Source organism: Symmachiella dynata, from assembly GCF_007747995.1.
GTDB classification, from domain to species: Bacteria; Planctomycetota; Planctomycetia; order Planctomycetales; family Planctomycetaceae; genus Symmachiella; species Symmachiella dynata.
Genome location: NZ_CP036276.1, coordinates 130,738 through 155,954, shown reverse-complemented (window position 1 = coordinate 155,954; position 25,217 = coordinate 130,738). Strand labels below are relative to the sequence as shown.

Annotated in this window: 25 protein-coding genes; 4 read left to right on the top strand and 21 right to left on the bottom strand. The window is 55.1% G+C overall.

Annotation, left to right across the window (positions count from 1 at the left end; translation table 11 throughout):
- The first annotated feature begins 47 nt into the window (after window positions 1–47).
- The 3 genes from Mal52_RS00560 to Mal52_RS00550 all read left to right on the top strand — a co-directional run bounded on the left by Mal52_RS00560 (window position 48) and on the right by Mal52_RS00550 (window position 2,201).
- Window positions 48–1,118: a phosphotransferase family protein gene (locus tag Mal52_RS00560; protein ID WP_145373677.1), complete on the top strand. Its 1,071-nt coding sequence runs from the start codon at window positions 48–50 to the stop codon at window positions 1,116–1,118.
- 128 nt (window positions 1,119–1,246) lie between these two features.
- Window positions 1,247–1,816, top strand: coding sequence for an RNA polymerase sigma factor (locus tag Mal52_RS00555; RefSeq protein WP_197533608.1), 570 nt, complete (start codon window positions 1,247–1,249; stop codon window positions 1,814–1,816).
- Complete coding sequence (locus Mal52_RS00550; RefSeq protein WP_145373676.1) at window positions 1,809–2,201, top strand: hypothetical protein; 393 nt, start codon at window positions 1,809–1,811, stop codon at window positions 2,199–2,201. Before Mal52_RS00555 ends, Mal52_RS00550 begins: the two co-directional genes overlap by 8 nt.
- Before the next feature lie 73 nt (window positions 2,202–2,274).
- On the opposite strand, the gene Mal52_RS00545 is transcribed toward Mal52_RS00550, so the two are convergent.
- Both Mal52_RS00545 and Mal52_RS00540 read right to left on the bottom strand, forming a co-directional pair.
- On the bottom strand, window positions 2,275–4,464 hold the full coding sequence (locus Mal52_RS00545) for a hybrid sensor histidine kinase/response regulator (protein ID WP_145373675.1): 2,190 nt from the start codon (window positions 4,462–4,464) through the stop codon (window positions 2,275–2,277).
- 12 nt (window positions 4,465–4,476) lie between these two features.
- Window positions 4,477–5,355 carry an HDOD domain-containing protein gene (locus tag Mal52_RS00540; protein WP_145373674.1) on the bottom strand — a complete coding sequence of 293 codons (879 nt, stop codon included), beginning with the start codon at window positions 5,353–5,355 and terminating at the stop codon, window positions 4,477–4,479.
- Window positions 5,356–5,733: 378 nt separating this feature from the next.
- On the opposite strand from Mal52_RS00540, the gene Mal52_RS00535 reads away from it, so the two are divergent.
- Window positions 5,734–6,075, top strand: coding sequence for a translation initiation factor (locus tag Mal52_RS00535; RefSeq protein ID WP_145373673.1), 342 nt, complete (start codon window positions 5,734–5,736; stop codon window positions 6,073–6,075).
- Window positions 6,076–6,183: 108 nt separating this feature from the next.
- Here Mal52_RS00535 and flhB read toward each other — a convergent pair whose 3' ends face one another.
- The 19 genes from flhB to Mal52_RS00440 all read right to left on the bottom strand — a co-directional run bounded on the left by flhB (window position 6,184) and on the right by Mal52_RS00440 (window position 25,175).
- On the bottom strand, window positions 6,184–7,257 hold the full coding sequence (gene flhB, locus Mal52_RS00530) for a flagellar biosynthesis protein FlhB (protein ID WP_145373672.1): 1,074 nt from the start codon (window positions 7,255–7,257) through the stop codon (window positions 6,184–6,186).
- 72 nt (window positions 7,258–7,329) lie between these two features.
- Complete coding sequence (locus Mal52_RS00525; RefSeq protein ID WP_145373671.1) at window positions 7,330–8,325, bottom strand: flagellar biosynthetic protein FliR; 996 nt, start codon at window positions 8,323–8,325, stop codon at window positions 7,330–7,332.
- Between the two features lie 225 nt (window positions 8,326–8,550).
- Window positions 8,551–8,817 carry a flagellar biosynthesis protein FliQ gene (gene fliQ, locus Mal52_RS00520; protein ID WP_145373670.1) on the bottom strand — a complete coding sequence of 89 codons (267 nt, stop codon included), beginning with the start codon at window positions 8,815–8,817 and terminating at the stop codon, window positions 8,551–8,553.
- Window positions 8,818–8,952: 135 nt separating this feature from the next.
- Window positions 8,953–9,972, bottom strand: coding sequence for a flagellar type III secretion system pore protein FliP (gene fliP, locus Mal52_RS00515; RefSeq protein WP_145373669.1), 1,020 nt, complete (start codon window positions 9,970–9,972; stop codon window positions 8,953–8,955).
- Window positions 9,965–10,771 carry a FliO/MopB family protein gene (locus tag Mal52_RS00510; protein ID WP_145373668.1) on the bottom strand — a complete coding sequence of 269 codons (807 nt, stop codon included), beginning with the start codon at window positions 10,769–10,771 and terminating at the stop codon, window positions 9,965–9,967. The genes fliP and Mal52_RS00510 overlap by 8 nt, the downstream gene beginning before the upstream one ends.
- 68 nt (window positions 10,772–10,839) lie before the next feature.
- Window positions 10,840–11,619, bottom strand: coding sequence for a flagellar motor switch protein FliN (gene fliN / locus Mal52_RS00505; RefSeq protein ID WP_197533606.1), 780 nt, complete (start codon window positions 11,617–11,619; stop codon window positions 10,840–10,842).
- A 60-nt stretch (window positions 11,620–11,679) separates the two neighbouring features.
- Window positions 11,680–12,237 (bottom strand): flagellar basal body-associated FliL family protein, encoded by a 558-nt coding sequence (locus Mal52_RS00500; protein WP_197534574.1) that lies wholly within the window; start codon window positions 12,235–12,237, stop codon window positions 11,680–11,682.
- A 225-nt stretch (window positions 12,238–12,462) separates the two neighbouring features.
- On the bottom strand, window positions 12,463–13,182 hold the full coding sequence (locus Mal52_RS00495; protein WP_145373666.1) for an OmpA/MotB family protein: 720 nt from the start codon (window positions 13,180–13,182) through the stop codon (window positions 12,463–12,465).
- Window positions 13,183–13,304: 122 nt separating this feature from the next.
- Complete coding sequence (locus tag Mal52_RS00490; protein ID WP_145373665.1) at window positions 13,305–14,087, bottom strand: motility protein A; 783 nt, start codon at window positions 14,085–14,087, stop codon at window positions 13,305–13,307.
- 135 nt (window positions 14,088–14,222) lie between these two features.
- On the bottom strand, window positions 14,223–14,414 hold the full coding sequence (locus Mal52_RS00485) for a flagellar FlbD family protein (RefSeq protein WP_145373664.1): 192 nt from the start codon (window positions 14,412–14,414) through the stop codon (window positions 14,223–14,225).
- A 52-nt stretch (window positions 14,415–14,466) separates the two neighbouring features.
- Entirely contained in the window at window positions 14,467–16,173 is a 1,707-nt protein-coding gene (locus Mal52_RS00480; RefSeq protein WP_145373663.1) for a flagellar hook-basal body complex protein, read from the bottom strand.
- Window positions 16,174–16,506: 333 nt separating this feature from the next.
- A complete protein-coding gene (locus Mal52_RS00475; protein ID WP_145373662.1) occupies window positions 16,507–16,935 on the bottom strand; it encodes a flagellar hook assembly protein FlgD in 429 nt (142 codons plus the stop codon).
- A 148-nt stretch (window positions 16,936–17,083) separates the two neighbouring features.
- Window positions 17,084–18,919, bottom strand: coding sequence for a flagellar hook-length control protein FliK (locus tag Mal52_RS00470; protein ID WP_145373661.1), 1,836 nt, complete (start codon window positions 18,917–18,919; stop codon window positions 17,084–17,086).
- 110 nt (window positions 18,920–19,029) lie between these two features.
- Window positions 19,030–19,701: a hypothetical protein gene (locus Mal52_RS00465; RefSeq protein WP_145373660.1), complete on the bottom strand. Its 672-nt coding sequence runs from the start codon at window positions 19,699–19,701 to the stop codon at window positions 19,030–19,032.
- Window positions 19,695–20,150 (bottom strand): flagellar export protein FliJ, encoded by a 456-nt coding sequence (locus tag Mal52_RS00460; RefSeq protein ID WP_145373659.1) that lies wholly within the window; start codon window positions 20,148–20,150, stop codon window positions 19,695–19,697. The genes Mal52_RS00465 and Mal52_RS00460 overlap by 7 nt, the downstream gene beginning before the upstream one ends.
- An 86-nt stretch (window positions 20,151–20,236) precedes the next feature.
- On the bottom strand, window positions 20,237–21,592 hold the full coding sequence (locus Mal52_RS00455) for a FliI/YscN family ATPase (protein ID WP_145373658.1): 1,356 nt from the start codon (window positions 21,590–21,592) through the stop codon (window positions 20,237–20,239).
- Between the two features lie 94 nt (window positions 21,593–21,686).
- Window positions 21,687–22,403 carry a FliH/SctL family protein gene (locus Mal52_RS00450; protein WP_145373657.1) on the bottom strand — a complete coding sequence of 239 codons (717 nt, stop codon included), beginning with the start codon at window positions 22,401–22,403 and terminating at the stop codon, window positions 21,687–21,689.
- Between the two features lie 79 nt (window positions 22,404–22,482).
- Window positions 22,483–23,478 (bottom strand): flagellar motor switch protein FliG, encoded by a 996-nt coding sequence (gene fliG / locus Mal52_RS00445; protein ID WP_145373656.1) that lies wholly within the window; start codon window positions 23,476–23,478, stop codon window positions 22,483–22,485.
- Window positions 23,479–23,561: 83 nt separating this feature from the next.
- A complete protein-coding gene (locus Mal52_RS00440) occupies window positions 23,562–25,175 on the bottom strand; it encodes a hypothetical protein (RefSeq protein ID WP_145373655.1) in 1,614 nt (537 codons plus the stop codon).
- Window positions 25,176–25,217 lie beyond the last annotated feature (42 nt).

Genomic DNA, 25,217 nt, shown 5'->3' with positions numbered 1-25,217 from the left:
AACATTCCCCTCAAGCCTACAGCCTAAAACCTACAGTCTAAACCCCTATGTCCATTCACCTCGATCAACCGGCGGATGTTCGCGAGGGCGAACAATTGGATACTGACAAACTTGGTGGTTATCTGCGCACTCATCTACCCGATGCGTCGGGTCCGTTGGTCGTGGAACAGTTTCCGTCAGGGTTTTCGAATCTGACGTATCTCTTGAAATTGGGCGATCAGGAACTGGTGCTGCGGCGGCCGCCGTTTGGGAATCGTGTCAAATCGGCGCACGATATGGGGCGTGAGTTTCGCGTCCTTTCGCAATTGTCCGGCGTCTATGACTTGGTACCGCAACCGTTGGTCTATTGTGAAGACGAAGCGGTCCTTGGTGCTCCGTTCTATGTGATGCAGCGCTGCCAAGGAGTGATCTTGCGGTCGCCGAAGCAGCAGAAATACGACTTGGATGCGGCGACGCTGCGCGGGCTGGGTGAGTCGTTTGTCGATAATTTAGCGGCGCTGCATGCCATTGATTTTGCAGCGGCTGGACTGGGCGACCTTGGCAAACCGGAAGGATTCATTGAACGGCAAGTCGCAGGCTGGACCAAGCGGTACCAACAGGCTCGCACCGATGATTTTCCCGAGATGGAAAACATCGCCGGCTGGTTGGCCGAGCATCTTCCGCCCTCGAGCGGCGTGTCATTGATTCACAATGACTTTAAATTCGACAACTTGGTGTTGGATCCGCAGGACCTGACGAAAATCATTGCGGTGCTCGACTGGGAGATGTGTACCTTGGGAGACCCGTTGTTGGACTTGGGGGTCTCGCTCTCATACTGGGTTCAAGAAGACGACGAGCCGGCGCTGAAAGCGTTCATCGCTGGGCCGACCAATTTGCCGGGCAATTTAACGCGGCGGGAGATTGTGCGTCGTTACGAAGAGGTCACCGGGCGCGATACTTCAGGAATTTTGTTTCATTATTGCTTCGGGCTGTTTAAGCTGGCAGTGATCGTGCAGCAAATTTATTTCCGGTACGCCGAAGGGCACACGCGCGATCCTCGATTCGCCGGCTTGAATCGAGCAGTGGAGAGTTTAGGGGTCGCTGCCCTGCACGTGGCTGATCGCGGCGAGATGATTTGACCGGGGTGGCAAAGTTTTCGCGAGCGAGGGCGCGTCGGTGCGAATGAGGAGGAATTTCCAGAAATTGTCGAAATCCTCACTTTTTTGTAGACAAACCGGCCCGGCAACGGCATCTATGGAAGTAGAACATGATGGACGCATCTACCTCACATTTCTCGGTTTGCGTCGCTGAGTTTGCACGGCAGCTCGGCCAGGGAGAAATGTGCGCGCTGGCTAAGCTCTACGATTTTACGGCGTCACGACTGTTGCGCTACGCGGAAACGTTGACGCGGAACAGAGAAGATGCCGAAGACGCGCTGCAGGCGGCCATGGTGCGAATGACGTTGCGGCCCAAAGCTTTGGCCGGAGCCGATCATCCTTGGCCGTACTTTTTGAAGGTTGTCCGCAACGAAGCGTTGAAAATTCTACGGAAGAAACGCGCAGCTTGTTCCTTGGCAACGGTGGCCCCGATTGGTGTGACCGAGAGTTGCCAACTCGACCAGCAAGAGGCCAATGCACAAATCCGAGCTGCGATTCGCGAATTGCCTCCCGCTCAAGGCGAGGTCGTCGTACTAAAAATCTGGGAAGGGATGACGTTTTTGGAAATTGCCGAAGTGCTCGGCGAATCTCCCAACACCGCCGCCAGCCGATATCGCTATGCGCTTGAAAAACTTACTCATATTTTGCAGCCCATGGCAAATGAGGTCACCTATGCGTGACAAGCAATTCAGCAATATCGAGCAGATGATTTTCGCGGCCCGTGATTATCCCGAGCCTTCGGCGGCATTGCGTCGTCAAGCACTTGCCAAATCGGTCCGCGCCTATCATGAGCGCGCACAGCGTCGACGCGTTTGGGTCGCAGCAGCCTTGTTGTTTGGCGTGATTTGGACAGCCGGATCCGCGCAACGACTCTTGGCCCAACCGGCACGCGCTTTTGTCGACCGGCAGCAGAAGCAACTGGAAGACAACGCCGACTCGGTAGCGGAGTCAGCCGACTCTCACGGCGACGAATGGGGAACCGTCGAGCGATCATTTCAGTCGCGCTTCAAACAGTCGCGAATACTGAGAGCGGCACTCGGCACGCCCACATTACCTGGACCGTAACGGCAAATTTTTAACACTCGTGCCGGACTGTTGTTGCCGCTGCCATCAGACCGGCAAAGCTGGATCCGACAGTTCATTCGGCGGACGTGCTTCCGGCCAACTCCCGAATGAGGCCGAATAGCTCTTCGCGTTTGATCGGCTTTGTCGTGTATTCATCGCAGCCGGCGTCGAGGCATTTTTGCCGGTCGGTTTTCATCGCATGGGCGGTCAAAGCAATGATCGGTCGCCGGTAATCGGCTTCACGCAGTTTGGTTGCAGCCGTATAGCCATCCATGACTGGCATTTGCATATCCATCAAGATGACATCGAACGGCTCACTGGCTGCGACCGCTTCTAAAGCGGCGGTGAGTGCCAACTCTCCGTTGTCGACGACAGTCACTTCCATGCCCGCTTTTTTGAGTAGAAAACTGATCAACCGTTGATTGTCCGGACCATCTTCGGCCAACAAGACGCGGCATCCCAGCCCCTGTTGAGTTAATGAGCAATACGTAGCGGGCCGTTTTTCCGCATCAACGTTTGCTGTGGTGGCATCGGCGAGGAGTCGCACATTGTTCAAGTCACCAGTAGCGACGGAAACTCGAAATGTACTCCCCTGCCCCGGTTCGCTCTCGACCATGATTTGGCCTCCCAGCATCTCCGAAAGCCGATGCGAGATGGCCAAGCCAAGTCCCGTTCCGCCGAAACGACGAGTAACAGACGAATCCGCTTGAGCAAATGGTTTGAACAGCCGATCCATCTGATCCGGCGTGATGCCAATACCAGTGTCGATGACTTCAAACATCAACTTCGGCGAAGGCGTATCTTGACCAGCCAGTTCCATGGCGATTTTGACGCCACCCGTCTCAGTAAATTTGATTGCGTTGCCGACGAGGTTCACCAATATTTGCCGCAACCGCGTGGGATCGGTGTTGATGGTTTCGGGAATCGGTCCACGGCATTCGATATCAAGCGCCAATCGTTTGGGAACAGCGCGGACACTCATCAGCGAGGTGACGTCTCGGACAATCTGAATGGGGTCGACCGACATGAGCTCGACTTCAATTTTACCCGATTCAATTTTTGACAAATCCAGGATGTCATTGATGATTTCGAGTAGATAGGTCCCGTTACGTAAGATGGTATTGATGGCTTCAATTTGGTCCGGGTGCGCGTTGCTTTCTCGCAGGACTTCGGCAAACCCCAAAATTGCGGTCATCGGGGTGCGAATTTCGTGGCTCATATTTGCCAGAAACTCGCTTTTCGCCTGGTTGATTGCCTCCAACCGTTCGGTTTGCGAGCGGATGAGTTGTTCGGTTTCCTTTTGTTGGGTCACGTCACGCATGATCACGGTGAACAGGCGACCGCTTTCGATCTTGACCGAACTGACTGCAAAGTGCATGGGAAACTCAGCGCCGTTCAGACGCTTGGCGGTGAATTCATGATCCACACATTTGACATGACTCGATTCCGTAGAACCAAACCCGCCCTCGGCTAAGATCCATTGCACCGATTCGCCCAGCAACACCGACACGTGCATGCCGACGACTTGATCTTGGGAATATCCGAACATGGAGTCGGCGACGCGGTTGCAGGATTGAATCACGCCATCGCGATCAAACGTAACAATGCCGTCAGGAGCTGTATCCAAAATCGAACGTGTTTCCGCTTCACTGACCATCAAATCACGCGTCCGCGCATCGACCTCCATTTTCAACTGCGTGGCATACCGTTGATGCTCGCGCACACGCGCGTCGCTTTCGTTGAGATTCATTTCAACGATGCGGAGGTGTTCTTCTTGAAACGCGCGATGCTGCTGTTGCATCTGCTTGGTCCGCGCGTCGGATTCCACCGCGGCTTCGGTTTGTTCGCTGACGGTCATGACGGCAGTCCCCGCGGCGCGAAGCCACGGCAACTGCTGCTGTAATTGTTCGGCTTCGAATTCGCCAGCGGACGTTTGGCCGAATTCGGCAATCAGCAAGCCGGTGGCCAAGCCGTGATTCCCCAACTGCACGGCCAATTGGGTGCGACCATCAAGACTAGTCGACCACTGGTGCCCATCACAGGACAAATCCATGGTCCCCAAACCGGCAGTGCTATCTTCTGCGGACTCCAAATCCATGGACGGCCAACTCGCCCGGCAGCGTCCCTCGGTATCCCACACGGAGAGTCGCCGGATATCGAACGGTTCCAGCGCCGTCTGGATCAACTCCAAACAGGATTGCGACTCGCTTTTCGCTGTGTCACATCCAAAGATCTCATCGGATAGTAAATCCACGTTCGACATCGTCAGCCCCGTTTAGATTTCGTAGAGGTCTCGTGATTTTTCAAGCTCTGCGTCAAGATCTTGAAACAAGACCTTCAATTCATTTCGCCCAATCGAGAGTGCGGCGAATGTCTCCCCCGCAGGGGCGGGGACGTTCATCAACCCCATGGCGGTGATGTTCTTTTTCGTACAAAAGAAATTCGCGACTTCGACAGCTTGGGCGATGGGACGCACCTCCGCATCGCAACGCGACGTGTCGTGGTGGTATTTGATCGTTTGCAGCACACTGGTGGGAAAACCCCATCTCTGGGAGACTTCGGAACCCAGTTGTGTGTGGTCAAAACCCAAGATGCGGCGTTCAGTGACCAAGGTGGGTTCATCGACGGAGAGGGCTGCAACCACTTCAAGGAACCCTTTGTGATTGTGCTGATCCATCAATACAATTCCGATGTCATGCAAAAGCCCACACATGTATGCTTCGTCGAATTCTTGAATTCCACTCCGCGAGGCGATCATTCGTGATGCCACCGCGACACAGACAAGGTGTTTCCACAGTGAGGCGCGGTTGTAGGTGCCGATGTTGGTTTTGTCTTTAAAGATTTGTGCAATCGAAGCCGTGATCGCCAAATCCTTGACAGCATTGAATCCCAATAGTGCGATGGCGCGATGGATGCTATCGACGCGCGTGCTCAAACCATAAGCAGATGAATTGGCGGTCCGCAAAATCCGTGCGACCAAAGCGGGATCGCTTTCAACAATCAACCGCAAGTCAGCGACAGCCGAATCTGGGGAACTGACAACTTCAATCACGCGCATCGCGATATCGGGAAGACTTGAAATCTCGTCGATTCGCTTTACGAGTCGATCCAGCGCCGCCATTTGCTCGCTGAGCGTCATCGTACTACCGACCATGGTTTTCCCTCGCACCTAAATAATCACTTCATTTTCGTGGATTGGATCCTTTCCGACCCCATTCAAGTTACTGGCTAGAATTTGGCGCTCATTCTACACAGGCTAACGTTTGGCGCTTTTCCATGATGTTTCGTCAATGACAACTTAGGATATGTTTCAAAGCGCTGACGTTTAGGACAGGGGAATGTGTTGAGAAATGGCATCATGCCGTAAACCGTACGGAATATGACGGTTGCAACTACACTAACCCCCCGGTAGAAATACCTACTTAAGTAGATCCCTTATCGATTTGGGTGAGCCATACTTGTCGTTGGAGTCTTGTCGGAGTGATGGACGGCGCAGGAAATCCCCCCGCCCATCCCCCCCTTGGAGTTGCACATGCACTTATTTGAAGGAACCCAGTGGGATCGCCCGCCGCATTGCCCACAGTGTGAACAACTCGAAGCGGACTGCACCTGTCCGCCACCCGAAGTAGAAATTGTGCCGCCGGGAAAACAGACCGCCAAACTAGCAGTCGAAAAGCGGCGCAAAGGCAAAGTCGTGACCGTGATCCGCAACCTCAAAGATGAAGCTGACCATTTGCCGCAATTGCTGAAGAAAGTCAAATCCGCCTGCGGCGCCGGCGGGACGCTCAAAGAGGGGGCCATTGAAATCCAAGGCCGTCAATTAGATCGCGTCCGCGAAGTATTGACGGAACTCGGTTATCGCACGCAAGGCTGAATAGGGTGTGGTTGCCCGCGAAAGAGTCGCGACCACATCGCTGGGCGTCACCGGCAGGTGCCTCGCCCCTCCCGGTTCCAAAGGCACGCTCATCGATTGGGTGCCCGTTCAGGCTGCGGAGGCGGCTTTGTTGTTCAGGCGGTAGACGTAGGCCAGGATTTCGGCGACCGCTTCGTAGAGATCCACCGGAACGGCTTGGCCCGGTTTGATGTTTTTGTAGAGCGCTTGCGCGAGCGGCTTTTTCTCAACAATCGGCACACCATGTTGGGCGGCGAGTTGCCGGATGCGGGCGGCGAGTTCTCCGGCTCCTTTGGCGACGACAATTGGCGCGTCCATATTATTGGCATCGTATTTGATGGCCACGGCCAATTCGGTGGGATTGGTCACGACCACGTCCGCTTCCTGGACTTGGCGTAGTTCCTGAGAGGTCGCCAATTTGCGATGGGCTTCCTTGCGCCGTTGCCGTATGTGCGGATCGCCATCCATGTTTTTCATTTCCTCACGGACCTCTTGTTTGGTCATCATGAGATCTTTATTGAATTTCCACAGTTGGAATCCATAGTCGAGCATCGCCAAAATCACCAGCGCAGCGGCGAGTTGAAATGCCAACGTCACCATCGACGCGCCGATGTCGGAGAAGAAAACACCGGTTTCAAAATTGATGGTCTCCAGAAAATGTCCCATCTGCTCGGTGACGAACCAGCCGGCAATGGTGGCGACGATGGCGATTTTGCCGATGCTGACTGCCAACTTCACCAAACCGGTGATCGACAAAATCCGTTTGGCTCCCTCCAGTGGATTCAACCTGGAGAACTTGGGAATCAGCGGCTCGGTTGTTGCGAAGAAGCCAACTTGCACCAGGTTTAAGACGAGCGCGGCAGCTGCCATGGCAATCATGAACGGCAGGATCCCCGTCGCCAACAGCGAAAAGACTTCCCACAACAGTTTGGAGATCAACGGAGCATCGACGGTTTCCCAATCGCGGGGAGCGAGAAACATCCTCAGCACTTTAACAAGGGCTTCGACGAGTCCCGGCCCTAGGAACTTCAAACTCGCGGACGCCGCCAACAACAACCCGGCGGTATTCAGATCCTGACTGCGCGCAACGTTTCCCTTTTCGCGGGTTTGACTCCGCTTGCGATCTGTCGGTTCTTCTGTCTTGTCACCAAGATCGTCCGCCATGAATCAAATTCCGCCGCAGCGCAACAAGGTGAAGAGGATTGAGTGAGACAGGCAACCGCCTGACATGGTTTTCTACAGCGGAGGGACACCGACGATGGCATATTCCAACTGTTCAATGCACATTTCGACCGCCTCGACAATCACGCCGCCAGCGCCGACAAGCGTCAAACTCACCACGACCAAGCTAATGGTCGCGCGAATAGGAAAGCCGACGACGAGCACGTTGACTTGCGGGACCGACAGCCCTAAAAATCCCATCGTCACGGCGATCAGTGACATCACAGCTAACACCGGAGCGGCGACTTGCAGGGCCAAGGCCAACGAACGTATGAAGAGGTTGTGCAGCAGATCGATGGCGCCGCTATCGACGAAACCTTCCCCAATCGGAAACGCCTGATAGGTTTCGAGCAGTGCGGAGACCATGCTGAGTTGGCCGTCGACAGCCAGGAAGATCGCCAGTCCCAACCAGGATAGCAGGCGCGCAGTCACAGTTTCTGAGGTGTTGAACGCCGGGTTGAAGATTTCTCCCACCGCCGTCCCGCTTTGCTGATCAATCATGTGCCCGGCAAGTTGCAGTCCCGAAAGAATAATCGTGACGCCGATGCCTAAGACCAGACCGAGCGAGAATTCGCCCACTCCCGACCAGAGATAATCGACCAACGACTTCGGCGGTTCAATCGATGTGACGAGCTGTTGCGGCGAGACGGCGTCTTGCCGACCCGGGGGAGCGGATTCCAACAGCCGAGCGATGCGGGGTTGCATCTTAACCGGCGCCTCGTCAATGGAAAGTCGGCCATCGCCGTTGACGTCATATTTGGCGATTGTCTGCCACGGAGCCTCAGCGAAGATCGCCGGCGTGACCAGCATCGACAGTGCAACGACCAGCAGCACGCGGACATTCACCGGTAAGCCGGGATGTCCGAAGACCGGCCCAATGGTCATCAGCCCAGCCATCCGCAACATGACGAATGTGAAGGCGTAGAAATATCCAATCGCCGTACCGGTCAGTGCATTGAGTGCATTGGCCCCGGCGGTCTCGTGGAGCAAATTGGAGAGAAGTTCGGTCACGTGCGAAGAGGGCGACTGTGCGCCTCGCGGGAGAGCTCTTGGTCAATCCGGGGGAGGATCCAAAGAGCTTAGGAAAGGATTCTGCGAGCCAATTCGGTCGGCATGGACTGAGCAAAGAACAGGACGGCAGCCGCCAAGGCGATCACCGAGAAGACCATGGTGAAAAAGTTATTCATAACGGGCATCCTTGCCTGTCTGGAATCGGGAACCATAGCGGCACGTGCGTTAAAACATGCCAGGAATGCTGTGAAATAAATCTTCCGAATATTCGACAATGAGGGTGATCGACCAGGGAAGTAACAACAATGTCGTAACGAGCATCAGAATGATCTTAGGGACGAAACTCAAAGTCTGATCTTGGATTTGCGTCACGGCTTGGGCAATACTAATCAACAAACCGACCAACGTGGCCACGCCCATGATCGGCACGCTGAGCAACAGCGTCAGCACGACGGCGCTACGGGCCAGTTCAACAGCTTGGTCAGGACTCATGGCACAGTCTTTGGTGAAACGCCACTAAAAATGGGAAGGTTTTTTTAGCCTCAGAGAGCACAGAGGACACAGAGAAATTCTTTAATCCGCGATGACCGCACATTCCAAATTTTCTCGGTGGCCTCTCTGGCGACGTCATACGAATGGGGGGGGTAAGTGGGCCAGTGCTGATAATGACTCGGAGACGGTGACGCTCTCCAACAGCATGCCGACAGTTAGTGTCCAGCCGTCGATCAACACGAATAGCAACAATTTGAACGGCAGCGAAATCAGCACCGGTGGTAACATCATCATGCCCATGCTGATCAATACCGAGGCGATGACCATGTCGATGATCACGAATGGCAAATAGATCACAAAACCAATGATAAACGCCGTCTTCAGTTCGCTGAGCATGAAGGCCGGTAACAGTGCCCAGATGGAGACATCGTCGTAGGTCTTCGGCTCAACAAATCCAGGCCGTCCCCGTTGATAGTCGACAAACAACATCAATGAGTTCTCGTTGTTGCCAATGTCGATTTGCCAGATCATGAAACTGCGCAGCGGACGCGTGGTGTTGATGAATGTTTGCGTCAGCCGATCGTTACCGTCCTCAATAACGATCTCTTCGTTGTTTGTATAAGGCCGGATGCCCGATTCGTAACTCTGCTGCCAGATCGGCCCCATCACGGCAAAGGTGAGAAACAGGGCCAAGGAAACGATGACTTGATTGGGGGGGAGTTGCTGCGTGCCCAGTGCCTGCCGCAACAGCCCTAACACCACGATGAAGCGGATAAAGCAGGTGGTCATGATGAAGATCGACGGGGCCAACGTCATCACCGTCAGCGTGAGCATCAGGTTCATTGTCGAGGTCATGCCATCGGGCGAGACGAGCGATTCGGGATTAAAATCACCGACGATCGGCAGGCCGTTTTGCTTAGCAGCTGGAAGGTTTGCTCCGGGATCAACCGGCAGTGGTGCACCGGGAGCGCGAACGGCTCCTTGGTTGGCACGCGCGCGTGGCCGTCCGCTTTGCTTGCCGTTTTGCGCCCAAGAATCAGCCGGAGCAACGAGTACGCTGACCAATACCAATGCAGAAAATAAGAGCGCCAAACGCCGCGCGCGGCGGATTGCTGATTTGAGATAATCCTTCGTGGCTGCGGGAGATTTACTCATAAGAACCCTCCGCGCCGGGCGGCGAGAACCGCGAGGAATCGCCAGACGGACCGAGGCGGCCCAATCGCTCCTTCAGTGAACGCTCAGGCGTTTCAGCTGATGTTTCGGTCATGGATTGATGCGGCGGATTTTGAGGTACATCCGTCGCCGGATCAGTCCGTCGCAGCTTCGACGACAGCGCCCCCATTGGGTTGGCGGGCGGAGTAGAATCGTCGCTCATGTCGCGATAATTTTGAAAGAGACGCGAAAAAGCGGATGTGACCGAATGGGGGTGGTCCTGGCGGCATAACCCGGCGAGATAATCCACCTCGACCGGATCGGTGATCTCGCTCAACGTGGTCAGCCCATTGGGAGTCGCGCCGAGGACTAATATCCGTGAGCCACATCGAATCAATTGAATCATCTGCCGTTGTCCGACGGCCCGCTGTCCGAGAATTTGCACCGCTTCAGAGGGAAGTGCGCTGTTGGCTTGCGGCAAATGTCGTTTGGCCCAAGCAGCGACGATGAGAATCAGGCAGAGCACGAATGCTAAGCCCAAGGCCGATTGCACCAACGATCCCCCTTTTTTCTTGCGCTGTGTCTCAGTTGAGGATGCCGATGATTTCTTAGCAGTACTCGCCTGCGGAAACTTTTTGTCAAGCGGATTTTGAAAGCCCTGTTTTTGCGCTTCACCGATGACTGCAGGAGGATTTGAATTTCCGGATGCGGTTTTCGGAGGAGCGGCGAGACAGACAGCGGGCAGCGCGCACCCTGCCCAAACACATAGTCCGACGAATGCAAATAATAGGTTTCGTGTCATAGTCTCGAGAACAAATGAGTCGCGTTGCTGCGTGCTAAAAAATGTTGATGTGACGCAATGACGTGCGGCTAGAGATGCGGTGGTAGGATTTCCGTGATTCGTACGCAGAAATTGTCGTTGAGAACCAAAACCTCGCCACGGGCAATCAGGCGTTCGTTGACGATCACGTCGACGGGATCGCCGGCCAGTTTGTCGAGCGGGACCACCGACCCATCGCGGAGTTGCAGGACTTCTTCGATCAACAATTCCGTGCGGCCCAGTTCGATGCGAATGTCCAATTCCACGTCGTGCAAAGTATTCAGCGCGACATTGTCCGCACTAGACGTGGATTTCCCAAATTCTTGAAAGGTGTAAGGCTCCGGATTTCCAAAGGGTCCCGGATTGCCTTGTGCCCCGCCATCGGTGGAAATGGCGGCCGCCAATCCTGCTTCGGCTTGTCGCAGCAATTCGTCGGTTTCGGCGGAAAGGTTCGACGCCGGCGCAGAGGTCGCAGCGGCTGTGGGACTGGCAGCAGCACCTGGTTCTTGCGCTTTGAGTAGTTGTTCGATTTCACTGGGGTCAAGCAAATCGCCGTCGTTGTCCTGCGGCGGCGCGGCTTCTGCCGGCGGTTTTGGCTTGGATTCCAGTGGCGCGGTACCGCTTGTCGCTTCGGCCATGAGACGATCCAAATCGTCCTGCGACAATTGGTCACTCTCCGCCTCGGGTGTATCCGGAGCGTTTGCAGAAGCTTCTGCGCCTGGCGCAGTTGCTTGTGGCGGCGGCGGAGTCGGTGCGTCACCTGCGCCTGCTTCATTGAGCAGTGCTTCGATTTCTGCCGGATCGAGGAGATCATCGTTTTCGTCGGACACGGTTGCTCTCGCTTGTAGAGACGCTTTAACGCCTGTCGTGGTTTCGTCACAACAATGGCATTAACGTTCCATCGTTTGCCAGTCGGGAATATGGATCTTCACGATATAATGTTTGCGAACGATGCGATTGATACCTTCGCGAAATTCACGTTTGAGTGTGTCTAAAGCCGGGTCATTGAGGTCGTCGCGACTGGCGCTGCGGGCCACGCGATTGACGATGTCACGGATGCGCGCCTCGTACAAATCTTTGGCATCCAGAAAATTTTGTTCGTTGCTTTTTTGGACTTCGGCAACCAACGAAAAATTCACGTGGACGCTGATGTCGATCCCTGCGCGGGAGTTGGTGCAATTGAATTGGCCAATCTCGACTTCGGCGGTATCGTCCTCGATTTCGGATGCGGCAATGGCGGACTCATCCTCCTCAGCAAGATTTTCCGCACTGCTTTCGGGCATAAACATATAGCCGACGCCCATCATGACGACCGTGAGCCCGACGACTAAACCGGCGGCCTTGATCTTTTTTTTGCGTGCGGCGACTGCGGCGTGAGCGACTTCCAGATCATCGGGAAGTTCCTCCGCTGTGTCATTGCCGGGGTCGTCGGTGGTGGCCGTCGCCATTGAACCATCCTCCATGACGGTATTGGCTAATTCGTGCGGAATGTACGCTGAAATCGCGAATTGTCGCTATCGACAACAGGCCGACAACAGACAAACATCGAAACCCGCCGCGCCACGATTCGCGAACCATCGACAATCCCATCCGCGCTGCTATGACTGGTATTGATCACGTCGCGCGCAGCTGCCGTCGATGTATCCGTCGGTCGTTTTTGAGAAATCCTACTGCTAACGGTGTTTTGAAGACCGCTCTATATAGGAATCTATCAAATACACGTCAACCCGACGATTGAGCGCTTGGTGCTCAGAACCGCGACGTAAAGAGCGCGGTTCGTTGTCTCCGGCAGCACTGACCAGGATCCGCGCGGGCCGAATCTCTTTTGAGATAAGATATTTGGCAACGGCATCGGCGCGGGCGAATGACAAGTCGAAGGCATCTCGAAACTTGCTGTTCTTGGGCAATGCCGTCGGCGCAGCATGTCCCCGTACTTCAATCCGCCGCGAACGCTTTCGCAAAACGTTGGCAATCGAATCCAGACTTCGTTTCAGCTCGTCGGACAGCTCTGCCTCAAAAGGCTTAAACATAGCTGCGCCGCCCAATGTGACGACGGTCCCTTCGCGAATTCGTTGCACCGGGTCGTATTTGCCCGCAGGACCTCGATTTTTAAGAGCGGATTCGCGCGTGCCCCCTAACGAAAGATTCCCCATCGAACTCAGCTTGCTGAGCACACTGGTCGTTTGGAACGAATCGCCGGGTGATCCCATCATCGCTTGTTCATTACCGAACGCTTCGCTGATGGCGTCCAGAGCAGCCCGCATCTTCCCTTCTTCTTTCATCTCGCTCATCGAGACAAGCATGATGAAGAACGTCAGCAACAGCGACATCATGTCACCGTAGGTCACAACCCATTCGGGAACGCCGGGAGCGGGATCGTCTTGAACAGGCATGGGTCGCGCCTCGGCCGAGATGATTTCCGGTAAAAGAAATGGCGGGGCCAACAATTTGTTGCCCGCTGTGGAGAGCAAATCTTGGATCTAGGAACCCGCTCCATCGGCCCCCATTTGCTCGCTTATGCGGCATCTGCCATTTCATCCGAGCCGCGTTGGTCGGCCGGCAGACAGGTCTTCAGTTTTTGTTCCACCACGCGCGGGTTGTCTCCTTGTTGGATGGAGAGAATTCCACGCACGATGATTTCTCGGATTTCGACTTCGCGTTTACTGTAATAGGCCAACTTGTCGGCCAAGGGCAGGCAAACTAAGTTGGAGACGATGGCTCCATAGAGCGTGGTGATCAAGGCGACCGCCATACCGGGACCGATCGCATCGGGGTCATCCATGTTTCCCAACATGATGATCAAACCCATCAACGTCCCGATCATACCGAATGCCGGTGCGTAACGGCCCAACGTGTCCAACAGCATCTTGCCGGTTTTGTGACGTTCGGCGACTGAATCGACCTCGGTGCGGAGTAATTCCTCCATCAATTCCGAGTCGATGCCGTCGACCGCCATCTGGATGCCCAGCAAAATGAACGGGTCTTCAATCTCCTCCGTTTTTTGCTCCAAAGCCAGGATGCCGTCTTTACGGGCGACCTCAGCCAGCCCGACCAGTTCTGCAATGACCGGACCGGCTTCTAAGGCATTGGGCTGCAGGGTCTTTTTGATGACCCGCGGAAACTTGAGCAGCGCCACCACGGGAAAGGCGATTGCTGTCGCAGCGATCGCGCCCCCCACAACGACGGCGGCCGAGGCGGTATCCCAAAACGCTGAGAACTTCGATCCAGGCGCAACGAACACCGCGATGACCAACAATGCGACTCCGCTCGCCAATCCACCAATTGTTGCTTTGTCCATGAGCCTGTTTTCATCCCTGAACGCCGAGTCGATACTTCCGGTTTCACGGCACCGCGACCGGGTTGTCCGACGGCCCCAAAAATGCCATCCCGAACAGAGACCCGGGCCTCAAAACCAATTCGATCAATTACCGTGTTAGACGATGCCGCCGCGAATCTGACGCGAATACTGGATCGAGCGCTGCACAACCTCATCCATGCTTTCACGCACCACAAAGCGATCATCTGTGGTGAGCGTGATGTACGTATCAGGGCGACTTTCCACAAAACGAATCAATTCGGCATTGAGTACGAATTGGTCGCCGTTGAGTCGCGTCAGTTGAATCATGGCTGCCTACCCTAAGAGAGAGTTATGCCGTTCTCAGCGATCAAGTCGTTGATTAGCGGCCCAACAGTAACAGCTCATCCACGAGCCGATTCGTGGAATCGATAACACGGGCGTTACCGCGATAGTTGGTCGAGGCTACGATCAAATCAACGAGACTTCGTCCGATGTCGGTATTGGACAACTCGATCGCACCGGCGCGAATCGTACCGGCACCGAACGTTCCCGGGGTGCTCACCAGCGGTTCCCCGGAACTGACCCCTTCCCGAAATGTATCGCCACCGTCTTGTAACAGGCCGCCTGGATTGGTGAAACGAGCCAGAACGACCTGCCCCAACGTCCGGATGACACCGTTGTCGAACACACCGTTGATCACCCCTTGTTCGTCGATCACGAAGCTCGTTAATACACCGGGGCTGGAACCATCTTGTGATTTCAGGTTGAGGTTACTTCCCGAGGACGAAATCCCTGAGATCGCCGACATGTCGACCTCAAACACCATCGGACTGACGGCGGCACTCCCGTTCCGATCGATTGAGAATGAGTTGTTGGGTTGGTCGGCGACGTTCCCCACACTATCGAAGACCACCGTACTACTTCCCAAAGCAATATCAACATCGCCGGGGATCCCCGAACTGTTGTTATCGCTTTCTAAAATATAGCGGAACGTCGTGCTACTGGTCGTTTCAGCTTCTTTGTAGGCACTCATCCGCACGGTCAGCGCTTCGCCTAATGAGTCGAAGACAACGAACGTGGTGAACGTGCTTTCTCCATCGGCGGCTTCGCCATTCCGAGGAACATCTAATCCAACAACACCGCCGTTCATGACCATCGAACCCACGGGAACAGAAATGTCGTTGACGGAGCCGCGGTTGCCTTTAGCACGAATCATGCCGCCGCTGAGGTCGACGCCCACGGCAATGCCATCGGCATCGGTGGGCACTCCGTTCGACTGCAGTCCCAGGGTTTGATCGAGAAAGTCCATGTAGTCCTGGACGGTCGTCGTCGCTGTGACCGCTAATGTCTTCGTATCGAGGGTTCGCCCCCCTTTGACTGCGGTCAGCTCCAAATCGGCGGGGATGCCCGTGAACAATTGCGTCGCTGGATCGGACGCTAAGCGGACGTCTGAAAGCAACGTCGCCGTGGACGTGAGCGCCGTTCCGGCGCCATCGATGACCAACGGGGCCGTTTCCAATAATGTCCCATGCGTACCAATTTCACCTTGCGGAGAAAGCGCTCCACTCATCACCACGTTTTCGGTGGCTTCAGCGATACTCAGTTCACCGAGCGGAATTTGCACGCCCTTCAATTCCGTATTGATGATGTTGAAATCGTCATCCACACCATAAGCTTGCACCCGCAGTCCTTGGCTATTGGTCAGCACGTTCTCGCTATTGAGACGAAACGTCCCATTCCGCGTATAGACATTGCCTTCCTGGCTTTCGACGATGAAAAAACCATCGCCTTGAATCGCCAAGTCCGACGGTGTCGTTGTATTCGTGATACTCCCTTGGCTGAAGTCGGGAATAATCGCCGCGACCGTGGCTCCCAAACCAATTTGCTTGGCGTTGGTACCGCCGTTGGTCGCAGTGGGACGCGAACCGAAACTGAGCGTACGGGCCAACTGCGTCGAAAACTGAACCTGAGACGACTTAAACGCGTTGGTCCCCGCGTTGGCGATATTGTTACTTAAAACATCAATCGCGGTTTCGTTCAAAGACAAGCCGTTCAAAGACGTATTCAACGCGGACGTAAGACCCATAATGACCCCCCACGGTCTAGCATGACAATTCGGCTCGACCAATCCAATCATTCGGTCGAGACAGGTGACAATTGTTTTCAGCGCGAAATGTGACTCCGCAGGGCGGAACAATTTCGCACAGTCGTTTTATCGACCGGATATTTTGCAGCCGGTACAATTGTCTGGGCAATGACGGTCCGGGGAACCTGGTAATCTAGGAAGTCCGCTAGCTCCACTTCGTCACAGCGCATCAAGGACTACCGCGCTTCAAAGACTAGCGCGCAGCAAAAACCACCGCGTGCCGAAGGAAAGTTCAGCCGACGGTGGAGTTCGATTCAATTCAGTCAGGAATCGTTATTGGGCGAACAGCGCGTTCACCTGTGTGACGTTCCGCACTGGGATTTCTTGCTCGCCGATTCCGAGATAGGCAGATCCCTCTCGCATAACGACGCGGTCCACAACCCCATCCACGGCGACATTTTGGTCGTTGTCGCCTGTGACGTACGATCCCAAAAACGCGGCACCGTCAGTCAATTGCTGGTTGGAGACGATATCCTTGAGCGTGTCGCCTAGTTCGATACTCGAGGCCAAACTCTGCATGGAGGAGAGCTGGTTGAGCAACTCTTCGTTGCTCGTAGGCTCCGAGGGATCTTGATTCTGAAGTTGCGTTAATAACAACTTCATGAAATCGTCGGCATTCAGTGCTGCAAAACCCGTTTTCTCGGATTCGACAGTCGTGGCCGTCGACGCAGCACTGGTACTTGTGGTTGTATTGACATCCATGATCGGTTCCTTCCGAGAGCCGGCCTTCTATGTCGCCGGCTGACATTCAATAAACAAATGGATCAACCATTTGTGGAACAGCCAATGTAAAACGTTGTGTCTTCGGTTGACGATCTTGCGAGTCGAAGTCCCGGATTCCGCCCGGTCTTTAGATGGTGATATCCAGTTCAAGTATGCCGCGATTTCGTGTGATTCCTTGAGCCGTCGGCGCTGCGGTTTCCGCTATCTCTTCGCCTTCAGCCGCACTGCGATCGTCTTCACCGTAAGTCGTTTGGTCCTGTGGCCCTTGGCCTCGTTCGCCTTGTTCTGTGAATCCCTGTCCCAGAGCGCCCCCTTGGTCATTGGGCGAGTTGTCGGCCAGCATCACCTCAATGCGTTCCACACTCGCCCCGTTTTGGACCAAGGCTTCCTTCAATTGCGGTAAGCTGTCTAAGAGGATTTTCTGGGCCGCCGACGATTGTGCATCAATCCGGGCTGAGACTTTTCCATGTTCCACGGCGACCTCAATACGCAACGCCCCCAGTTCCGGCGGCGTCAGGCGCATGGTGACCTCTTGGCGGTTTTCGGCAGAGGTACGGACTGCGTTGGCGATGCGCATGGCGAAATCAGGTCGCTGAACATCCACAGCCGTCTCCACTGTGGTGGTCGTAGATGTCCCGACAGTTCGTGAGACATCCGACTGCTGCGAACTGGGTGCGGGTCCGCCCAGGACCGATTCCGTCGATTCCTGCCCGGTCGCCGAATCATCAACTGCGACAAGTGGACTTTGTACGCCCGCTGATTCTCCCGTCTTCGTCAACGAATCGGTAGACGACGCTGTGTTGCTCGATTGCTGCTGTGATTGATCGTCGGACAAACCGCTCTGCGATTGCTGACCGTCCATTGAAGTATCCAGCGGTTGTTGCGGCCCGGCTTTGTCGGAAGAGACTGTCTCGGAGGTCTCAGAGTTTTTTGCGGAACTGCCTGCCGTTGTTGTCGGCGGTGAGGCAGGCTGTGGATCGGTCCCCTCGTCCGCAGTTGCCAATCCATTTGTATTTTCAACGACGGATTGTTGCTGCGCGGTTTGAGATGTTTCGGTTGGCTGTTGTGGAGAATTTTTCTGCGCGACTGGCGGTTCATTGGTCTCCGACACATTGTTTGCTGCATTCTGACCAGCCGAGACTTGAGGCTCCGTCGTTGGCGGTGAAACGGGCGCTGGACGACTCTCTGTCGGCGACGAGGAAGCCGTTTCGCTGGCGGGTGTTGTCGTAGCCACTTGGGAGGCTGCTGGATTCTCGATCGCCGGTTGAGCCGCCTCAACCGGTTGCCCGCCCGCCCCGGTCGCATTTGCCGGCTGATTGACCGTTATTGTTTCCTCCGCTGCAGATTCCAGCCCGGTCCCCTCATCCGCTTGTTGATCATTGGTCAACGGCGAGTTGGCGGATCCATTGCCTGTGGCAGCTAAAGCGGTCACCAGACCTTGTGGAGGCGGTTGTACGGTAATCGTGGTTGTTTCAAAAGAGGAAGCGGTCGTTTCGGAATCCACATTCGCGGTTGTGGTTTGCGTCGCCATTAGCGTTGCCACGAATTCTGCCGGCGGCGCACCTTCAGCCGCTTTTGGCGGGTCGGCAGGCTGCTGACCGGCATCCGTCGCCGCTTCGGTCGGTTCAGTCGGTTCGGTTGAAACCTGTTCATCGGCGCTGGTGTTTTGCGCCTCGGCGCGTTTTGAGTCCGCGGGGATCTCTGGGCGCTGCCGCGCTGAATCAGAAGAACGGTCTTCTGCCGACGGCTTCTGTGCCGCGGCTTCGCGCGTCGACGATGGCGCGTCATCGCGAGGTTCGTTCCGCCGGGATTGACGGGTCTCGTCCATCGAACCAGACAGCACATCGCGAAACCCACTCTGCGTGGAATCGCTGCGGTTTGCCGACGTGTCCAGCGACGAAGGTTTTGCCGGTGCCGAAACCGGAAGTGCATCGATCGAAAAGTTAAAATTATCCGAGGACATAACTCTTGTTCCTGTCAGCGGGTCGGTTTCCGATCAACGATTTCGAACGACGCATTCGGTGCACCCGCTCTATCGTCCGTGACGATTTCGCCATGTGCCATTTGTGTTGGCTAGCCGGCCGGGGTGGCTACCTGTGGTTGTCCGTTTTCGGAGTGTTTGTTGATCACGGAACTGGTTGGTTCGCCGCGATAAATCGATTCGTAGATAAGCCGTGCGCGTTGTGCTCGTTCCTGTGCCAGTCCTGTTTTAAATTCCTTGAGTATCTTCGCAATGTTTTCGTCAGGCATACCTCGTAGCAAGATGACGTCTTCCTCAACGGTCAATTCCATCAAACGATCGACGGCAACCTTGGGCGAAGAGGCCAAAAGAATGCCTCGCGCCAGTTCCGTGGCTTCGGCCGTGTTTCGTTCGTTGACCTGCTGCAATTCAGCATTGAACGATTCACGGTCTTTGATCAACGCCTTTTGCTCGGCGGTCACTTCATCGCGAAATTTCATGACGTCGTTTAACAATTGTTTGGCAAGGTTTTCGCGTTTTTCGATGCCCAAAATCGCAGTCACCCGTTTTTCGCTGATCTCATCCAGCGAGAGTTGCCGCGTTTCTTGTTCGTTGTCTTGGACGTCGATACCCAGCAAATCCGAGCCGGTCAGAATGACTTCAATTTCTCGAAACGTCCGCTGATTGAGTTGTCCCCGCGACCAAAGCACCCCTAAACCGACTGCTTCGGTGATGACGGTTGCAATGCAGAAACAGGCGAAGATCACGATGCCGGTTTTTAACATAATGGCACCTCATCTCGATTCGTGGCGGACCAACTGTCCTCGAGTTCGCGTTGAGCGCGCTGTTCTTGGAGTTGCATAAATTCCGCCTGTTGCTTCTCCTTCAGATTCTCCAGAGCTTTGACATCTTGATCTGCTTTGACGAGTGTTTGGCGGCAGATTTCCAGTTGCTCAGCAACGAGGCTTTGTTGATGTTCGATCCCAGCGATTTCCGACGTCAGTTGCCCGGCATAGTACCGTCGCGCCGCTGTGGCATCGATGTTCATGTTGCGTGACGAATTCAGATCGCGCAGTTCCTGCAATTGCCCGAGACGTTGCTGCACAACGCGCTGCATTTGGGCTGCTAACTCCGCGTCGTGGCTGAGGATTGTCGCCAATGCCTGGCGGCATTGGTCCCGTCGTCCTAAACGCATGTTGAGCAATGTTTCGAGTTTGAACTGGAATTTCGGCACGGTCGTGACTTATCTCAAATTGCGTTGGGAGAACTATGTCCTGTTAGTAAATTTGCAGATTGGGTTGAAAACTGAATCTCGTGTCGTCACGCCGAGGCAGCGTGTGTTTCGTCACTTGCAGAACTGTTTTGCAGCAATGATTCACGGACTTGGGACAACTGCAACAATTGCTCGATTGTGCTGTCCAATGCCGCCGATTCGGACATGCCTTGTTGCAAAAACTGTTGAATCGCCTCACGCATTCTCAAACTCACGTCGACCTGTTGGTTCGAACCGGCTTGGTACGCTCCAATCGAGATGAGGTCCTCAGATTCCCGGTAGGCGGCTAACAGTTGTTTCAAGCCATCGGAGGCAGCGCGATGTTGGTCGGTCGTCACGTCGGGCATTGACCGACTAATACTGGCCAAAACGTCGATCGCTGGCCAATGCGCCTGATGCGCCAGCTTTCGAGATAGCATGATGTGTCCGTCAAGGATGCCGCGTACTGTATCTGAGATCGGCTCATTGGCATCGTCAGCTTCAACCAAGACGGTGTAAAAACCGGTAATGCTCCCCCGATCGTTACGTCCGCTACGCTCCAGCAGTCGCGGCAGCAGGGCAAAAACACTCGGTGGATAACCCCGCGTTGCCGGGGGTTCGCCGGCCGCTAAACCAATTTCTCGTTGGGCCAGCGCAAAACGCGTCACGCTGTCCATCATCAGCAGGACGTCTTTTCCTTGATCTCGAAAGTGTTCCGCAACCGCCGTTCCGACAAACGCCGCCCGCAAGCGTTGCAGCGCCGGCGCATCACTGGTCGCCACGATCACTACACTGCGGGCGAGTCCTTCGGGTCCCAAATCCTTCTCAATGAATTCCCGGACTTCACGTCCCCGTTCGCCCACCAGGACGACCACGTTCACGTCCGCTGTACTATTTCGGGCCATTTGTCCCATCAACACACTTTTGCCGACACCACTGCCGGCAAAGATTCCCAACCGTTGTCCTTTGCCGGCGGTCAATAATCCATCGATCACCCGCACGCCGGTTCCCAAAGGGGTATCGATGCGCGGCCGCTTTAAGGGAGAGGTTGCCTCGGCGTGAATCGGCGCACGATGCGGCAAGGCGGCCGGGACACCGGAGTCAATGAACCGCCCCCGACCGTCGAGCACGCGTCCCAGCAATTGGTCGCCGACGCGAATGCCGGGAACGCTCTGCACCATGGTGACGCGATTGCCGCGGCGGATGCCGGTCAGTTCGTCGTACGGCAACAACAAGGTATGCTCGCCTTGAAAACCGATCACCTCGACCTCGACGCTGCGGCCACTTTCGGTGGCGATTTTACAGACCGATCCCAGCGGAGCCGGAAAGTCGCTGACAGCGACGGTCAACCCGACGATCTTCGTCACACTGCCGGACAGTCCGACCGGCAAGATGCGTTGAATTTGTTCTTCCAGTGCAAGCATGATGGTGGCTTTTCAAGTGGCGAGTGGTCGGTGGCCAGTGGCCGGAAAAATATTCCCCTCTGCTGTCGGAGAGGGCGCGTTCAACCTGGGTTGTTTAGACGCTATCGTCTAACAGCTCTTGAGCGATGCGGGCGAGTTTGGTTTCGAGGCGTGCATCGACTTGGCCATGTTTGGTATCCACCACACAGCCTCCCGTGGTGACGTGCGGATCAGCGACAATTTCGGCCGTTCCTGCGGTGGAAACGGTCGCCACCAATTCGTCGCACCAGTCGCCCAGGTGGTCCGCGTCGTCAGGATTCAAACGAAGTTTGATTTGCGGATTACCAGCCGCTAGTTCCAGCGCTTCGCGGATCGTCTCTTGCACGAGTTCTGGACGCTGCTGCAATTCCGCATGCAGTAGTTTTTCGGCGATCGCCACACTGAGTTGAATGGCCGTGTTCTGCCAAGTGGTCAACCAACGGTTGCGTTCAGTGTTGAGCGCATCTACGGCCGCTTGTATTGCGGGTAAGGCTGCGTTTAATCGTGCGGTCGACAGTTCGTCCGCTTTATCGGCGATCGCCTTTTGCTGGTCTTTGAGCCCTTCTTCATGCCCGGCGGCAAGTCCCTGCGCGTGCCCTTGCTCCTGAGCCTCGGCACGCAATTGTTCGGCTTCGGCCCGCGCGTCGAGCAAAATTTGTTTTGCCTGTGCGCTAATCTGTTCAATGTACTGATCACATCGTTGGCGCAAGTCTTCGTAATTGAACGCGACCTTTGAGCCAATGTTGCGCGCGTCGTGGGCTTTGAGAAGCCGAGAGGGTTGTGTGGCCGGCATGGGGTTGAGGTGTCTTTGTTAATAGGATTGAACTGGAAAACAGAAAGTTTGCCGCGTCTGGTCGGCAGTCGCAAAGCCCTTACGTGATCAATTGTTCCGCTTCGTTTCCAGTGGCAACGGTAATTTCGCCGCTGTCTTCCAAACGGCGGACTGTGTCGACAATCTGTTGTTGCATAGCCTCGACATCGCTGAGTTTGACGGGGCCTAAGTAGTCCATTTCTTCTTGCAGCATCGCAGCGGCGCGTTGCGACAAGTTGCCCATAATTTTCGCTTTGAGGTCTTCCGAAGCGCCTTTGAGCGCCAATGCCCATTGGCTGTTGTCCACTTCCTTGAGCAGCGATTGCACGGATTTGTCGTCGAGCTTGAGAATGTCGTCAAACACAAACATCAGTCGTTTGATCTCGTCGACCAAATCGGGATTGTCCTGTTCGAGATTTTCGAGGATGCCTTTGTTCGTCATGCGATCCGTAACGTTGAGAATTTGTGCAACCGACCCGACTCCGCCTGCTTTTTCCATCGATTGGCTAAACATCGTTCGCATCCGGGCGTGCAAGCTGCTTTCCACGTCGCGAATCACCTCCGGGCTGGTTTGTTCCATCGTGGCAACACGGCGAACGACGTCCAACTGCTTATCCGAAGGCAGCCGCCCCAACACTTCGGCAGCCAAGCCCGACGGCAAGTGCGACATGATCAGCGCAATCGTCTGGGGATGTTCTTCGATAATGAAGGTGATCACATTCTCCGCCGAGACTTTATGCATAAAACCAAACGGCACCGAACTCATGGATTGCCGCAAGGAATCAATAATTTCCGCCGCCTCGTCCTTTCCCATTGACTGTTCGAGTAAAGCATAGGCGTGTTCAATCCCGCCGGATTCAATATGCCGACGCGCTCGTCCTTGCAAATAGAACTCCTCCAGAACCGCTTCTTGTTCTTCTTGGGTGACGTCGTCTAATCGTGCAATTTCCAACGCAACCTGTTCGATCGCATCCTTATTGAGTTGGCTGAGAATCTCGGCGGACATGGTCCGGTCCAAACTCAACAACAAGACGGCCGACTTACGCACTCGTTTCATTTGGGATTCGTTCGTAGGGTGCATAGCGATTTCGATGTCGATTTAGAATAAAAGAGGCGACAAATGCAGGTTCCGTTTATGGATTAGCTGGAGAGCCATTTGTTCAACACGGCTGCCGCCATCTCGGGATTGTCTTTGACAAGAAGTTGCACATCGTCCCGCCGCGAGGGGGGCAGGACTTCGACTTCGCGAACCGGTTCTTCTGGTTCGTCCGGTTTGGGAGGATTCAAAATGGCGTCAATATCCGGTTCCGGCGCGGATGGCACGGCTTTCATGCTGCGATTGAGCATAAACAACGCCGCTAACGCGAATAGGCCCAAGCCAACACTGCGGCCGTAGGCGTTGACCATCCCGCCTGCGGTATCCATGATTCCTGGTCCTTCCACCACCTCAGGAGACGCCCACGGCGCACGGATCACAGTGACCAACGATGTCGGGTCTTCGCTGGGGGGAGCGGTCACCAACTTGGAGACCAATTCCGTCACCCGCGGTTTAATCTTGGTTTCTTCAGCCGTGACCTTGGCCTGATACGCCGCCTTGTCTTCCTCCGAAGCCTCGGGGCCCGGGGCAAGGACACCTTCGTCTGCCAGGCGCTCTCGATAATAGCTTTCGGGAATGGTAATCGTGGCGGTCGAGGAGACTGGTCGTAGACCTTGAATCACACCGTACGATTCTTTGCCACCGGTGATGCTGTTCTTCTGGGATTCATCGAGTTGAAATTCCCGCTCCTGCGCCGGTTTGGCCGTGGCACGGACTTCGAGTGGCGTATTGCCCACGACGCCCGGTTGGTCACTGCGTTTGTTTTCGCGAGAATTTTCAGTCTTGGATAACGTCGTCTGTTCGATCACGATCGGCTTGGCGTCATAGGAAACGGTCCGCTCCGTCGTGGCTTCTTCTTTTTCTAGTTTGACGGCAACCGTCACCACCACACCGCGAATGAAACTCAGCGCGCTGAGAATTTTTTCCTGCAGCAACGTTTCTTCTTCGTTGCGGCGTTGGAAATACATATCGTTGGAATCGATGTCCTGGGGATTGTAGGCGCGATTCGTGCCCAAGTTGATCACAGAAACGCTGTCGGGACTAATCCCGACCGTACCAGCAACCAAGACCTGCATCGATTTGCGTTCGTGCGGCATCAATTCACGGTCCCCCGCCATCCGCACCGAGACGATTCCAGTACGGGGTTTACTCTGACCGAAATATCGTTGGCGTTCCTTCGGCGGCCAATTCACCGTGGCCTCCTGGACACCATCCATGTTGAGAATTTGTTGGCGGACCTGTTTCTTGCGGCCCTCTTCGGTTTTTTCTTTGCGTGCATCTCCCGACGACCAAGGGCTTTCATCCTGCAACACGTTGATGACAATGTCCGAGATTTCCGGCGGAAGTCCGCCCTGCCCTGCGAGTGCTTTGGAAAATTCCGCTTCGCGCCCCTTGGGGACGACGATATCGATGCCCTCCAGATCCCAGCCCGACAAACCGGTAGAAACCATTGCTCTGTGCACCGTTTGCAGCTCATGCGGCTTCAGAGCGATCCCGGGAAATAACGGGACGTGATCCGATCCCGAGCCTTTGTAGGAATAGACCAGCGGCGCCGCGATCAGCAGCGCCACGATCATCGTGTACGTTCCCTTTTGGCTGGGGCTAAAGGACTGCCACAGATCGCCGATCTGTTTGAATATGTTTTGAATGCCGTCCATGGCGTTTATTGAAGTTTTCTAGGTGAAGTGAAGAGCGTGTGA